Origin of the sequence: Streptomonospora salina (assembly GCF_014204715.1) — a bacterium.
Taxonomy (GTDB): Bacteria; Actinomycetota; Actinomycetes; order Streptosporangiales; family Streptosporangiaceae; genus Streptomonospora; species Streptomonospora salina.
Genome location: NZ_JACHLY010000001.1, coordinates 2,442,562 through 2,456,628, shown reverse-complemented (window position 1 = coordinate 2,456,628; position 14,067 = coordinate 2,442,562). Strand labels below are relative to the sequence as shown.

Sequence of the window (14,067 nt, the reverse complement as noted above, 5' to 3'; positions counted from 1 at the left end):
TCGCCGCCAAGACAGGTCCGCCCCGACCGTCGAGCCGGATGCGCCACCGGCACCGTCGGGAGGATCGGGGATAATCGGTCGGCGCCTGCTTCACCGACCCGGCATGGACGCGGCAAGCCGGGGCCGGAACGAAACACGGACGCTCCCGCCGGCCGGCCCGCTGCGCCCCACTCGCCGTTCCAGTAAGGATCCGCCCCATTGCCGTCCCACGACCGACCGGCGGTGCTCTTCGACGACGTCGTGCGCGCGTACAGTCCGGCCCACGCCATAGGCCCGGTGAACCTCCGTGCCGACGCCGGCGAATGCGTCGCACTGGTGGGCGCCAACGGGTCGGGGAAGTCGACGATGCTGCGCGTCGCCTCCGGCACGGACCGACCGACGGCGGGGAGCGTCTCCGTACTCGGGGCGCCGCCCCGCCCGACCGACCCCGAGTTCCGGCGAGCCGTTTTCGTCCTTGAGGAGCTCAGCTACTTTCCCGACCTCAGCGTGCGTGAGCACCTGGAACTGGTGGCGGCCGGGCATGGTCTGGGCCGAGGCGGCGACGCCCGGATCTCCGAGACCCTCGCCCGGTGCCGGCTCGACGCCCACGCCCGAGCCAATCCCCGGACGCTGAGCCGCGGCCAGCGGCAGTTGCTGGCGATCGCGTCCATGCTGCTACCGCCGCAGCCGCGCGTATTCGTCCTCGACGAACCGGAGAGCCATCTCGACGGCCCCGCTCGGACATGGCTGGGCGCCACCCTGCAACGCATCAAGGACGAGGGCGGAGTCGTGCTGTTGGCGACGCACCAGAGCTCCCTGGCGGATCGGCTGGCGGACCGGACCGTCGAGTTGGACGAAGGGGAGCCGCGAAGCGGCGACGGGTCCCGCGGAGACGGCGGGACCGGCGGTGAGTAGCCGGATTCCGGAGGCCGGTCCGAAGGAGCGGGCGTCGGGACGGCGCCGGCGCACGAGAACCGTCCTCCGCACGCTTCGGCGCCGTCGCACGGCCCGGCCCTCCGAGCGCAGCGGCGGTATCGCTTACCGGGTATACCTGGCGGTCGTCGGCGGCTCGCTGATCGCGGTTCCCCTGGCCACCGCCGTTCATCAGACGCTGCGCTCCGGCGCCGCCCCGCCGGAGCGGGCGGCGGATCCGGTGTTCGCCCTGCCGTTCTTCGCCGCCGCCGCGCTTCTTCTCGTGCTGTGGAGCGCGGTCTACGACGCCACGGTCCGGGGCGCCGTGCGCATCGAGCCGGCCGTCATCGACTGGGTTCTCACACAGCCCGTCGACCGGTCGGCGGTGCTGCGCCCGGCACTGTGGCGCACGGTCGCAGCGCGAACCGCCCTCGGCGCAGTACTCGGACTCGCAGCGATCATCGGGCTATGGCGGTTCGCGGTCCCCGCTCCTGTGGACGGCGCGGTCGCGCCCCTGGCCCGGGCAGCGCTGGCCGGAGCACTCACCGGGGCGCTTACCGCGACATCGGGAGCGGCGGCCACCGTGTGTCGGCGGCGTGCGCTCGCGGCGCTGCGCCCGTTCTACTACCTGGTGCTGCTGCTGTTCTGCGGCGCCGGCGTGCAGGCGTGGGCGAGCCCGGGGCCGACATCGGCAACCGGTCTCGTCCTGTGGTCCGGCCCCTGGGGATGGGCGTCCCAGGCGTTTTCGCCCCCGGCCGTGTCGGGGAGCGCAGCGCCCTGGCCGGCGCTGCTGCTCCTGGCCGCGCTCGTCGCCGGCACGCTGGTCTGGTCGATGCGCACCCTGCCGCGTCGTGCCCACCGCCGCCAGCTCAAGGCCCACGCCGCCGCGGCGATGGGCGTGCGCAGCGGTTTCTGGGTCGTCGACCCGAACCTGCTGCATACGACGTTCGCGGGTTCGCACGTCAGCAGCCGCTACCGGATCCGCCTGCCCCCGCCGCGGCGCACGTGGCTGACCGTGCCCTGGCGCGACGCACTCGCCGCCCTCCGGTCACCGATCGCTTTGCTGCGCGCCTGCCTGCTGTCCGCGGCCGCGGTCGCGGTGGCGCACGCGCCGACCGATCCGGTCTCGACGGTCGGCCTCGTGCTGACCGCTGCGGTTCCGGCACTGCATTACGCGGCCGCATCCCAGCTCCTGGGCGCCGCCCGGGCGGAGGCCACCGATCCGCGGTTGGCGCGGTACTTCCCCTGCACACCCGGCGCACTGGGTCTCCTGCACGGGCTCGTGCCTTCGGCGCTGCTCGTGGCGATCACCGCGCTGTCCGGCACCGCCGCGGCCGTCGCGTCGGACACGGACGGCCACCTCGCCGTCCGCGCCGTGCTCCTGGCCCTCGCAGCGGTCGCCGCCGCACTCGTCAGCGTGTACCGGGGGACGCTGCCGCTCTACCTCGCGGTGGGCTACGACACCCCCTTCGGCAACAGCGCTCCGGTGCAGATACTGCTCTGGCACGCCGCAGGGCCGGCGAGCCTGGTGGCGCTCGCCTGGCCCACCGTTTCGGGTGCACTGGACGAGCCGTGGACCGCTGCGCTTTGGCTGCTCGCCGGAACGGCGGCCCTGGCCTGGTGGGCGCGGCGCCGGGCGCGGACAGCTTTGGACAGCGCCGTCTGACGGGGGCGGGCCGAGAGGCGGGACGAACGCCTCACCCCGCCCCGAACCCGGCCGAGGACACCCCGCCCGTCTCCTCGGAAGCGTCCCCGCCGCCGAGGCGGCGCCGAGGACACACCCGGGACCGGCCCTCCGGCCACGCCGTTCTCGTCCCCCCGGCTTCTAGTCGAAGAAGCCGCAGACCCTGCTGATTCGGTCCTGCTCGATGACCAGTACGTCCACGCCCGAGGCTGCCGGCGGCCCGCCAGGCGGCCCGAAGGTCCAGCCGAAGTGCGCGACATCGTGGTGGCCGGTCACCTCGCCGAGGGTGAAGACGAAACCGGGGAACCGCTCCTGCCAGCCTGCGACATAGGTGTCGATCGCCCTCCTGCCCTGGGCCGAGGTATCGGGGTCGACGTAGTACGCGTCCGGGGTGAAGACCTCGGCACCGATCGACTGTCTGGATCGCGGGTTCCGCTCGTTCCACATCGAGATGTAGGCCGCCGGCAGGTCGGCGGCGCAGCCGCCCGGGCCATCCGTGTCGCCTGTCATGCCCGCTCCCTGATCGAACTGCTCGATCAGAGCCGGGTAGCTCTCCCCTGCGTGGCCGGCACTGATCGCCCGGTCCACCAGCGACATGAACAGCCTCGGGAGTTTCGCGTCGACGCCCAGCCTCTCGCTCTCCTCGACGAGATGGGCCATTCCTCCCGCATGGGTGGCGAGCGTCGCGTCGTCGGGCGGGTACGTTCCACTGTCGACCTGGTCGGCATAACCTGCCAGCCACCCGACGGTTCCGTGCGCCATCTGCACCGCGAACGGGGTGTAGGCGGCGGCGGCGATGTCAGCGGTCGCAAGCAGGGCGACGCCATGGAGCCAGGCGTTGAGGACGCCCCACATCATGCTCAGGCCGGCGGCGTCGTACAGAGCGGACAGGCCGTGGTCCGCACCGAGATAGGTGGCGGTTCCGAGCGTGTCGAGGACGGCCCGCTGACGGTCCACGGCGGTCTTGGGGCCGCTCAGCAGAATCACCGCCTCGGCGGTGCCGACGGTCGCCGGGACTGCCATGATCGCACCGTCGAGATAACGGGCACCACGTCGTTCGGCCCATCGGGCCATCTCGCGGGCCTGCGCCGAATCGCCCGACGCCAGGTTGACCAGGAGCCGACCATCGAGCTCAGCGGAGTCCGGAGTGAACGCCTGCTGCAGTGCCCGGTAGTCGGAGACGCACGCGATGGTCACCGGGCTCGCCTTGACCGCGTTTCCGGCGGAGTCGGCGAGCAGCGCCCCCTGAGCCAGAAGCCCCTCTGCTTTGGCGGCCGTGCGGTTCCACACGGTGACCCGGTTTCCCGCCTTGAGAAGCGCGCCTGCCAGCGCCCTGCCCATGAGACCGAGGCCGATGATCGTCACGTCGGAATCCGGTTGCGAAGTCATAGCGGCATGGTGAACGTTGATACCGGTCTGAAGGTCAAGGAGGAACGTTGCACATCGGAGAGTTGAGTCGCCAGACCGAGGCCAACGCCCATCAGTTGCGGTACTACGAAGCACAGGGACTGCTGGAGCCGGACCGCACCGCGGCCGGATACCGGGTGTACGGCCAGGCGGACGTCGTCAAGGTCAAGCAGATCCGGCACCTCCTCGACGCCGGATTGTCGACCGACGACATCGCCTACCTGCTGCCGTGCGCAACCGGGGAAACCCCCGATCTCGTCGGCTGCCCGGAGCTTCTGGCGGCCATGCGGACCCGGCTGAGCCGCTTGGACGAGCGGGTAGACACACTGACCCGCTCCCGAGAGGCGTTGGCCCGCTACATCGACGAAGCCGCACGAATCGGCGGCGAAACCTACGGCCCCTTCGGCACTACCGCGCCGGAGCCGACCCCCGCCTGAGTCCCCGACAGCCGACATCCCGATGGCGTGGTCCGGATCGAGGGCATGCGACGCACGCACACGTGGCCGGCATCGCGGATCACCGGCAGCGCCCCGGACGACGACAAGTGACAGTGGACACGACCATGGCGCCGCCCTCCGGAACACTGAGGCCCGAGCGAAATCGAAGGGGAGCACCGGCATGGACGACGAGCGAGACCTGATCGCCTACAACGAGCCCCGAGTCCTGGGCGAGGTCATCCCCGACCGGAACGCCGACGACCCCGAGTACCGGAAGTGCTCCACATGCAGCGCCGTCCTTCCCGCTGACCGGTTGATGGTCATCAAGCACCGGAACGCCGGGCAACCGAAGGGGCATCTACGGATCTACTGCCCCGACCATTTCGCCCGTGCCGAGGCCGCACGCAGCGCCTCCGGACCTGCGACGCGACCTCCGAGCAGGTCGCGCCCGCTGGACGACCGCGTGATCGACACGACGTATGACGTCCAGACCGACACGCCCCCAGGCAAAGACCCCGATGCCCACAGCGACACACTGCACCGCTACCACCGAGCGCTTTGGAGTAAAACGCTGCCCGACGGGACACGCTTCGACCTCGCCGATGGAAGACCGGGTAGTTACCTCGACCACGAGTCGGACCACGGACGGTTCTGGCTCACCAGCGACGCCGTCATCCCCACGTTCCCGCACAAGGCGGGGGACATCGTCGCGAAGCTCGGCGACGGCGAGTTCGAGGAGTTCCACACCCTGGGCTACACCATCGGCGGGATGATGATCTGGCCGGGCAACAAGATCGGAAACAAGCAGACGATCAACGGCGCCCGCGGCTTCCACCCGCGGATCGCCGACCGGTTCGACCTCACAGTCGAGTGCGTCCGCCGCCACTACGCAGGTCAATCGAGTCCACTCAGCGGCGTTCTCGGCCGGTACACCGACTTCTTCGCCCTGTTCGAGACCTTCGAAGGGTTCATCGACCACTTCCTCCTCCACGATCTGCTCGATGGAGGCCGCGTCCGGTTCGCGATGCCGTTCGACGAGTTCGACGGCCCGGCAGTGCCGCAGGACCTGGCGACGTACCGCCGCTTCATGGAGGCGAGCATGGAGTTCATCCACGCCAGGAACGCCCGTATCGCCGCGTACGCCAGGACTCTTCAGCCTCGGGCCTTCGTGGAGGGCGAGGCGGGTGCACTGTCGGCGGGTCCGGGATAGTTCCGCGCCACGCCTCCCTCGGCGGTGTGGCTGCACAGGAACACCTGTGAAGCGAAGAACCTTCCCACTCCGGCCGCTGCCCCGATCTCCTCGTTCGATTCGCGGACGAGGACGGCCTCCACCCGTTCGCCGGGTTCGACATGACCGCCCGGAAGGAATCACCGGGATCTGGTGCGGTCGCGTGCGGTTGCCCTTATTTTTCCGAACGTCAACCCCAAGACGCACCCGACCCCTCCCATTCCAGCAAGGAACAGGAAGATCGGAACCGGATGAATCGAGATATGGGTAGGATGCCCCAGAGACGGATGGTGGGTCAGGCTGAACAAGGGGGAATGGTAAACTCCACCGAGTCCGGTATGGACTGAAATCCATCCCAACACGAAAACAGAGTTCACGAAAACAATCCCACTGACCGTGCCGGCGGTGATTCCCAGCAAAGCCCTACTGATCATGCATCTACCCCTGGTGTTCCGCCTGTTTCCTGAATCTGTCCAGGCCGTCTGCGTATACTGGCCGCTGAGACGCACACAGGTGCGGCGCCGACTCCAGCAGTTGGACGGAGATCGAACGGCCGCACCGGACGCTGGGCGAGGAACTCCTCGATCACGTGGCCCCTTCGAATCGAGGGCCGTAGCGTAAGAGGTCGTCGACGCATGGGTGGGCGCAGGCCGACCGATCCCATAACGACCGCTTCCAACCGCCGCTCGCGACTCGCAGAGGAGCGGGAATTCGGGGCGATCCGGTCGCGGTTCACAGACCGGGTGAACGCGTCACAGGTCGAGTTCGTAGTAGAGCGCCTGCGTCTCCGGCCGGTCTGCCCGCTCCAGGTTGGTGAACCCGAAACTCTCGTACAACGAACGAGCCGCGGTGTCGCTGGCAGCGGTGCCCAACTCCATCGTGGTGGCGCCCCGTCTGCGGGCGAGGGCCACCGCGGCTTGCATCAGCATCCGGCCATGGCCCTGCCCGCGGCGGTCGGGCACCACATACAGCTCCTCCAGATAGCACACCGGGGTGCCGGTGATCAGGTACTCGCGGAACCGCAACTGGGCCACGCCGACGTGCGGCGGCCCGGCCACCAGGAACACGCTGAGTCCGTCTTCGACGTGTGCGCGGACGCGGGGTGCCAGCGCGGCCGCTCCCGGCGTGTACTCGTCGAACTCGGCTTGAAAGCGATCGAGGAGCTCGGCGACCTCGCCCGCGTCGGCGGACGTGGCGACGCGGATGGGCTCTGTCCGTGGCGTCATCGCACAACCGTAACCGGCCAGACGCCGCGCCCGCCTCGCCGAGGCACCCGGCTGTGTTCTCCGGGCCGAGGACTGAAGCCGGTCAAGGCGCGGTCAGCGGCCAAATCTCGACTACGCCTTGGGCCACCGCACACGGCGTCTGCGAGACCAGTCGCGTCGCTTCCCCGATGTCGGCTGCCTCGATCAACGCGAACCCTGCGACCGGCAGGTCCGAGCGCATATACGGCCCCTCGTCCGTTCGCGTCCCTGCACCGTCGTGGTTCCGTACTCGGACCGGATCACCGGCGGCGCCCATCACCGCGCCGGCCTCTCGCAGTCGTGCGTCGTGGGTGTGGGCCGCTTCCCGCACCACCTCCGCCGTGCTTTCGTAGCCGGCGCGATCGCCGTATCCGATCGTGATGAACTTCGCCATCCCTGGCTCCTTCTCCTATCGGGTATTGCGGGGTCCAGCAGCTGCAACGGGCGACTGTGAGGCTGGGGCTCATGGGGGTGACTCTGCCGGAGGCGGAAAGTCATCGGCTCCGGGCTCCTGCTTGAGACGGCGGCCGACGGCATGGCGCCCCCCAGCCTTAGATCAGGAGTCCCTCAGGTGCCCTGGTCACCGGACGGGACGAGGTTGGCGACCGGATCAAAGGACCAGACGCTGCGGGCCTTGGACCTGCTGCCCCCGTGAGCGGCGGCCGCCACCCGCATCCGGCGCTGTTCAGGTGGCGGCGCCGCCAGCGAGCCAGGTGCGGGGCGAGTTCCGAAGGCTCACGGGGCCGGCGGGGCCGTCCCGTGCACCCTCGCCGCGGGGCCGGATGACGGGATGGAGTCTGCACAGCGGGCCGCCGGCGCGAGGCCGTGCACCCTCGCGTGCACCCTGGGCATGAGAAAAGCCCTACCCGTTCGATTCAATATCGCAGGTCAGGGCTCTTTTTCGTACAGAGCGGATGACGGGAATCGAACCCGCGCTATCAGCTTGGGAAGCAAAGGCGATGGCTGGCGGCTGACGTGCCGCTTCGCTGACCTGCGCAGGAGCGCGCGCTCGTCGGATGAGTCCCCGTGAGTCCCCATGATCGTCCGCTACGACTGGCACGAATCTGGCACGCCGGGAGTGCCCGCCGTCTGTTGCAGCGCGTAACCACCAGTGCAGTAACCCAAGGCGAGAGCAACCACGGCCCCGGTCCGAGGTGCTCGGTCGCGTTGGTGCCGGCCACCCAAGACAGGCAGGGTCGCGCGACCGAGTGCCTCGGGGACCAGAACGTCAGGTATGCGAGTTTTCCCAGAAGCCAACGGATTGTCAGTGCCGCGCGTCGCAATAGGTATGGCGTGGCCTGTGGCGTCTATGACGCGGGCGTTCGTCCTAACACGTCAGCCGTGCGGCGGCTGGGGTGTGCTCGGGACCGGGCGCCAGCCCGCAGCCCGAGCACACCCCAGCAAGCCGACGCGACGGCGCGAAGTGCCGTCGCCTTGATCCCATATGGCTCAACTCGGCAATATAATCAGACGTACCATGTTGTCGAGCTTTATGTGCGGTGGGTGTTAGTTTACCCTGGATGCAGAAGCCCCCCAGCAGCGAAAGTGAATAATGGAAGAAGTAGAAATCCCAGTTTCGAGCCTACTGCTGGATACGAGGAACCCCCGTCACCGGGCAACCAAAGGACAGAATGAGGCAATTGCCGCTCTCTTGGGTGGACATCCAGAAAAAATACATAATTTGGCTGTCAGTATTTCTGAAGAGGGATTGAACCCCCTTGATCGCATACTTGTTGTAAGGTCTGATGCCGGATATGTCGTACTGGAGGGGAACCGGCGGATAGCAGCGATCAAACTAACGGATAATCCTGCTCTGTGTCAGGACCCGCAATGGAAGCGAAAATTTGAAAGCGTTCCTAGTGGGCGAGTCAGTAAAATCAATTGTGTGGCGGTTCAAAGTAGAGAAGAAGCCGAAGATTGGCTTACCCTTCGCCATGGTGGTGAGCTTGACGGGCGGGGCATCGTCCGCTGGAGCTCGGGCATGCGGATCAGAAGGCAAGCAAAAGCTGGCACAAGTGAATATCGTGCACTCGCAGTAATTAACTGGCTATTTGAGCAAACAGAAAATGGATCTAATCCCCAGCTGTACAATAGAATTGAGCAGGTTGTCGACGAGAAGATAACTACGTTTGCGCGCTTGATTGTGGACCCAGACATAAGGTCCTATTGCAAGTTTTCTATCGACGGCACAGAAATCGTTACACATGATCGGGCTGAGCTGGTTCTCGTAAGGCTAAAGAAGATAGTCGACGATCTAATTGGCGGATTGACGGTCACTCAGGTTAAACAGAAAGAGCAGCGTCTAGCGTACATCGAAAGAATTCGAAACGAGCTTGGTGAAGACTCGGACAACGCCGAAGAGTCTGATGGCAGCCTCACTGGCGAATCAGAACGTCGGGTTCGCCCGAAGGACGGGGGTGGAGCTGAAGGAGACAACAAGTACGGAGATAAATCCGTTTCCCCCGACGACGTCGGCGCTCGGAATGATCCGGCACCGGAGCAGCCACCTCAGGAGCAAGAGTACGGTGGTGGCCATAGTGGTGGACAAAATACCGAAGAGGAACCCGACGCCCCGCCGGAAAAACCGCAGCAGAATGGGAAGAAGCGATCAAAGAGGAACCAGCCTGCTCGGCCAACTAAACTTTTTCATGGATTGCGCCTGAAGAACGCTTCTAGGCGGACGAAAGACGTTTTGAGGGAGGCACAACGGCTTGAGCTAGAGAGCTTCAAGAATAGCGCGGCTGCGTTGACGCGTATGGTTGTAGAGTTGGTAGTAGTGGAAGCCATTGAGACGAATGGTTGGAAGTCAAAGGAGCGACAGGAACTAAAGGAAAGAATCAGGACGTGTCTTGCGAATATTGATCCAGAAAATAATGAGGTGAAGCTTAAGGACATACGAAACCAGATTGATACTAGGAACTCGTTGATCTCCGCGAATACGATGAACGCGTTTCTGCACAATTACCATTATTTTCCCACAGTGGCGGAACTGGTCGCCATTTCTGACAAGTATGTTCATTTCCTTTCCATGCTCGACGAAGAAATGGGGGATGGAAGGTGAGGTATCTTAGTCCTCTGAGGTACCCAGGGGGTAAGGCGCGGATGGCTCCGATTTTCCAGAGCATCATCTCTGAGCAGCGGCCAAGACCAACCGTTTATGTTGAGCCATATGCAGGAGGCGCGGGAGCGGCGCTTTCCCTGCTTTTCAATGAGGTCGTAGACCACGTGGTATTGAACGATCTGAATCGTGGAATAGCTCAGTTCTGGCGCTCGGTTTTTCATGATACAGAGGAGTTCGTCGATCTTGTGTTAGCGACGAAGCCGACCGTTGAGGAATGGTTCCGTCAACGTGAGGTTTACCAGGATCCAGACTCGCGTGGAATCGGTCTGGCGTTCGCCACTTTTTTCCTGAACAGGACCAACCGATCCGGGATATTCGATGCCGGCCCGATTGGTGGGATGGATCAGTCGGGAAGATGGAAGATTGATGCGAGATATAATCCAACAGGACTCGCAAAAAGGCTAATAAAAGTTGGCTCTTACCGTCACCGAGTAGAGGTCCGCGAAGAAGAGGGGGTGCAGGTTGTAGAAAAGTTTACGGAACGCTCTCTGGATACATTTTCTTATATAGATCCGCCTTATCTAGGGCAAGGGGATAGGCTTTACCTAAACACCCTAAGTTGGGAAGACCATGTCCGCCTGGCAAAGGCGCTAACTCGGAACCCTGCATATTGGCTTTTGACTTACGATAAAGACGATAGGGTTCATGAGGAGTTGTATCCAGACAATCCATGTGCCTTGTTTGGAATATCGCACACTGCAGGGCCACAACACGTTGGGTCGGAGTATTTGATCTCTTCTCAAGGGCTTTACATATCAGGCTTCAAGGGAGTGGGGGAAAGATCAGCTTTCTGGCTAGAGGGGCGAGAACCTACACGTTCGCACTGAGAACAAGTATGCATTACTGTGCGCTTTAGAGACTGAAATTTTTTCGGTTATTTTAGTAAGAGGTGTTCCATATCGTTTCGAAGGCTGTCTGGTAGACGCGGCCTATATTGGAGTCACCTTCGAGGTGAAAAATTGGGGTTGACGAGGCTGGAGTCCCGTATGCGTGCGGGTTGATGAAAGTTTCCGTATCTGCTCGATAAATCGAATTATAGAGAACCGTTCCGTGTAGTCGCAATTCGATTCCACCGATCTTGAGTAGCGGCCGGTAGAGGACGAGCGCGTTGCGAATCTTGGCGGACATGGCTTCGCCTATGCCCTCCTCCCGTCCGCGCTCCTCAACGTGCGGGCTGTCGGGGTTACCGAGCAAGAGCCGGACCTTGACTCCTTCCCTTGCCTTGCGTTCGAAGATCCGCAGGATTCCGGTGTCGTCGGCTAGGAACAAGCCGCTGTAGACGAGTACGCCAATCTCGCGCTCGGCGGATTCGAAGAACTGCCGCCAGACCGACTGCGGCACCTCCCACCGATGCGGATAGACCTTCTTGATGCCGGCGGGCAGCGCGGATGCCGCTGGTTCGTCGCGCTTCCTGACCTCCGGCCAGAGTTCTTCCTCGGGCACGCCGACGAGGTCGGCCATAGCCCAGCGGTGGCGGGCATAGGGCTTCTGGCCGGATAGTCAGCGGCGGACGGTCTTGGGGTCGACGCCCAAGCGGGCCGCTGCGTCGGTGTCGGTGAGGCGGGATCGGGCCAGGGCCTGGCGCAGAGCCTCGTTCACGGCGTCAACCTCCGGGCTCGGGGACACCGACGTTAGCAGAAGACGTCCCAAGACGTCCCTTGAGAAGTCCGATACGTGGTACACATGTCCGCTCGTCCCAGCGAAGGTTTCCGCAGGTAAAGACCCCCGCGAGTGCGGCGAACACTCCGGGGGCGTGGTCCCGACCTGACGAGAGCAGGTGGAACATGCGGAACCTTATCGCGCGGTCTCGTCCACGGCATCGACGGCGCTCTGCGGCACGGCCTCGTCCGTACGCACCGGTCCCCGTCACGCCGGATCCGCCGGCCTACCCTGTCCCTCCTCGTGCGGCGATGGTGCGTCCCTACGTGCTGCACCTGGAACTGCGGAGGGAGCGGCGCGTGCGGACCGCAACCGCCTCGGCATGGCGGTGCTCCTGGACATCGCTCGGACTGAGGCGGTGACGGCGTGACCTCCAACGAGAACCCGCTGTTGCGGCTGCTCCAGGACCGGTACGGCGAACGCTGGAGTATCCGGCGTACCGAGAGTCTGTGGATCGCGACCGTTCGTCGGCCCGACGCCGACCACGCGCCGACGCTCGTCGAGCCCGACATCGAGGAGTTCGTCCGCCAGCTTGAGGACCCGCCTCCCGGCGCAGGACGCTCTCTCTTGTCCGCGGGCTGGTTCCGCGCCCGAGCGCGCGTCTTCGGCGATGGACGCTACCGCTTCGACGACCGCTGATGACGTGATCAGACCGCCGCGCGGTCGGTGGCCCGTCTGGTCCTTCCCACACCGGCCGCGCGGCTCACCAACTGCGAACATTTGCGAACTCCATGCGAACCTTTGCCTAGCGATGTCAATCGATGGCAAGCGCCGATTGACATCGCTGCTGCTTCTTGCCGAACCAATGTCCTCTCGTGGATGTCCGTGAAGCTAGCCGCCGGAGGAGTCCGCTGACGTGAGCGCTCGACCAACCCCTTGGGGCACCTATAGCCAGATCGCCGAGACGCTGCGGCAACGCATCACCAGCGGTGCGCTCGCTCCCGGTGCCTCGGTGCCCTCTGAGGCTGCGCTCGGCGAAGAGTTCCACGTCGCACGCAGCACCATTCGCCGTGCTCTCGCCGCTCTGGAGGCGGATCGGCTGATCCGCACGCTTCCCGGTACCGGCCGGGTCGTCTGCGATCCCGACGAGGCCGGGGCCGGCGACTCCTCCGGGCACCAACCGCAGTACCGGCGCATCGCCGACGAACTACGGCACCGGATCGATCTCGGGGATCTGGCGCCTGGTGATGCGCTCCCGAGCGAGTCCGCGCTGGTCCACGCTTACGGCGTCTCGCGCGGAACCGCGCGTCAAGCCCTGTCCGACCTGGAAGGCTCGGGCCTGGTCGTTTCCGTCCACGGCAAGGGCCGCTTCGTCCGCGACCGGGGCGCTGAAAGCCCGCCACGTTAGCCTGAACATGTGGGACATGTTCTGTGGGCGCGGGATCTCGCGCGGAACCTTCTGGAAGAGCCGTTGCCCCGACGGTGGGCACACACGCAAGGCGTAGCCGAGCAAGCCGAAACACTGACCGATGCCCTCGGCGATGACGCCGACCTGGTCACAGCCTCCGCGTGGCTGCACGACATCGGATACTCACCCGACCTCGCCAAGACCGGCTTCCATCCCCTCGACGGTGCCCGGTACCTGCGCGACGTCGAGCAGGTCGACGAGACGCTGTGCTCGCTGGTCGCGCACCACTCCGGCGCCCTGGTCGAGGCCGACGAACGCGGGATGTACGCCGAGCTGGCTGATGAGTTCGCGCTTCCGCCGACCGATCTGCTTAACGCGCTTACCTACTCCGACATGACCACCGGCCCCGACGGCACGCACCTTCCCGCCGAGCGGCGCCTCGACGAGATCCTGCAGCGCTACAAGCCCGATGACCTCGTGCACCGTGCGATCACACGCTCCCGCCCCGACCTGGAAAAGGCGGTCCGCAGGGTCGAAGCCTGGTAGCCCTACGACGAGGGCCGGATTTCACCCGACGTAGGGCGCGGTCCGGCCTTCCACGTAGTGCCTGATGCGCAGCTTCATCGACCGGTCCATCCCGTACCCCTCCAGCTCGGCCTTCGGGATCCAGTGGACTTCGCGGGACTCGCTGCTCGGGGTCGGCTCGCCCGAGACCGGCCGCGCGGTGAGCACGATCGAGAACTCCTGCCGGACTTCGTCGTCGCTGGTGTAGTGGATGACGTGCCTCGGGTCGGTGTAGGTCCCGGAGATTCCCGTGATCTCGCAGGTGATGCCGGTCTCCTCGCGCGTCTCGCGCACGGCGGCCTCGGGCAGGGACTCGCCGAGATCGATCGCGCCGCCCGGTACCGCCCAGTTGCCGTTGTCGGTGCGGCGGATCATCAGCACCTCGTCGCGCTCGTTGGCGACGATCACGTTCACCGAGGGGACGAGGCTGTTCGGGGGCGGGGCCTGCGGGTCGTCGTAGTAGTCGATCCGCTTGGGCATGGGT

At 65.3% G+C, this 14,067-nt stretch carries 14 protein-coding genes and 1 pseudogene; 9 read left to right on the top strand and 6 right to left on the bottom strand.

Features of this window, described 5'->3' with window-relative positions:
• The first annotated feature begins 198 nt into the window (after positions 1-198).
• Positions 199-894 carry an ABC transporter ATP-binding protein gene (locus HNR25_RS11215; protein WP_221457510.1) on the top strand — a complete coding sequence of 232 codons (696 nt, stop codon included), beginning with the start codon at positions 199-201 and terminating at the stop codon, positions 892-894.
• Positions 887-2,557, top strand: a complete 1,671-nt coding sequence (locus tag HNR25_RS11210; protein ID WP_184634809.1) for a DUF6297 family protein — start codon at positions 887-889, stop codon at positions 2,555-2,557. Before HNR25_RS11215 ends, HNR25_RS11210 begins: the two co-directional genes overlap by 8 nt.
• Positions 2,558-2,716: 159 nt before the next feature.
• Here the strand turns inward: HNR25_RS11210 and HNR25_RS11205 are convergent, their stop codons facing one another.
• On the bottom strand, positions 2,717-3,964 hold the full coding sequence (locus tag HNR25_RS11205; protein WP_184634807.1) for an imine reductase family protein: 1,248 nt from the start codon (positions 3,962-3,964) through the stop codon (positions 2,717-2,719).
• Between the two features lie 47 nt (positions 3,965-4,011).
• Between HNR25_RS11205 and HNR25_RS11200 the strand changes: the two genes are divergently transcribed.
• Both HNR25_RS11200 and HNR25_RS25875 read left to right on the top strand, forming a co-directional pair.
• The gene (locus HNR25_RS11200; protein WP_184634804.1) at positions 4,012-4,419 is read left to right on the top strand and encodes a MerR family transcriptional regulator; all 408 of its coding nucleotides are present in this window, start codon (positions 4,012-4,014) and stop codon (positions 4,417-4,419) included.
• Between the two features lie 181 nt (positions 4,420-4,600).
• Entirely contained in the window at positions 4,601-5,629 is a 1,029-nt protein-coding gene (locus HNR25_RS25875; RefSeq protein ID WP_184634803.1) for a DUF6994 family protein, read from the top strand.
• On the opposite strand, the pseudogene HNR25_RS25870 reads toward HNR25_RS25875, so the two are convergent.
• The 3 genes and pseudogenes from HNR25_RS25870 to HNR25_RS11180 all read right to left on the bottom strand — a co-directional run.
• Positions 5,572-5,772: pseudogene (locus HNR25_RS25870) on the bottom strand (hypothetical protein); the annotation flags it as partial. The gene HNR25_RS25875 and the pseudogene HNR25_RS25870 overlap by 58 nt on opposite strands.
• Before the next feature lie 627 nt (positions 5,773-6,399).
• The gene (locus tag HNR25_RS11185; protein WP_184634801.1) at positions 6,400-6,873 is read right to left on the bottom strand and encodes a GNAT family N-acetyltransferase; all 474 of its coding nucleotides are present in this window, start codon (positions 6,871-6,873) and stop codon (positions 6,400-6,402) included.
• Between the two features lie 82 nt (positions 6,874-6,955).
• The gene (locus HNR25_RS11180; RefSeq protein WP_184634799.1) at positions 6,956-7,285 is read right to left on the bottom strand and encodes a YciI family protein; all 330 of its coding nucleotides are present in this window, start codon (positions 7,283-7,285) and stop codon (positions 6,956-6,958) included.
• A 1,158-nt stretch (positions 7,286-8,443) separates the two neighbouring features.
• Between HNR25_RS11180 and HNR25_RS11175 the strand changes: the two genes are divergently transcribed.
• Positions 8,444-9,952, top strand: coding sequence for a ParB/RepB/Spo0J family partition protein (locus tag HNR25_RS11175; protein ID WP_184634797.1), 1,509 nt, complete (start codon positions 8,444-8,446; stop codon positions 9,950-9,952).
• Positions 9,949-10,839 (top strand): DNA adenine methylase, encoded by an 891-nt coding sequence (locus tag HNR25_RS11170; protein ID WP_312862488.1) that lies wholly within the window; start codon positions 9,949-9,951, stop codon positions 10,837-10,839. The genes HNR25_RS11175 and HNR25_RS11170 overlap by 4 nt, the downstream gene beginning before the upstream one ends.
• A gap of 52 nt (positions 10,840-10,891) precedes the next feature.
• Here the strand turns inward: HNR25_RS11170 and HNR25_RS11165 are convergent, their stop codons facing one another.
• Positions 10,892-11,473: a phospholipase D-like domain-containing protein gene (locus tag HNR25_RS11165; protein ID WP_184634793.1), complete on the bottom strand. Its 582-nt coding sequence runs from the start codon at positions 11,471-11,473 to the stop codon at positions 10,892-10,894.
• A gap of 564 nt (positions 11,474-12,037) precedes the next feature.
• On the opposite strand from HNR25_RS11165, the gene HNR25_RS11160 reads away from it, so the two are divergent.
• The 3 genes from HNR25_RS11160 (at position 12,038) to HNR25_RS11150 (ending at position 13,565) form a co-directional block, all read left to right on the top strand.
• The gene (locus HNR25_RS11160; protein WP_184634791.1) at positions 12,038-12,310 is read left to right on the top strand and encodes a hypothetical protein; all 273 of its coding nucleotides are present in this window, start codon (positions 12,038-12,040) and stop codon (positions 12,308-12,310) included.
• Positions 12,311-12,527: 217 nt separating this feature from the next.
• The gene (locus HNR25_RS11155; RefSeq protein ID WP_184634789.1) at positions 12,528-13,019 is read left to right on the top strand and encodes a GntR family transcriptional regulator; all 492 of its coding nucleotides are present in this window, start codon (positions 12,528-12,530) and stop codon (positions 13,017-13,019) included.
• 9 nt (positions 13,020-13,028) lie between these two features.
• Positions 13,029-13,565 carry an HD domain-containing protein gene (locus HNR25_RS11150; RefSeq protein ID WP_425579690.1) on the top strand — a complete coding sequence of 179 codons (537 nt, stop codon included), beginning with the start codon at positions 13,029-13,031 and terminating at the stop codon, positions 13,563-13,565.
• Positions 13,566-13,586: 21 nt separating this feature from the next.
• On the opposite strand, the gene HNR25_RS11145 is transcribed toward HNR25_RS11150, so the two are convergent.
• Complete coding sequence (locus HNR25_RS11145; RefSeq protein ID WP_184634787.1) at positions 13,587-14,063, bottom strand: NUDIX domain-containing protein; 477 nt, start codon at positions 14,061-14,063, stop codon at positions 13,587-13,589.
• Positions 14,064-14,067 lie beyond the last annotated feature (4 nt).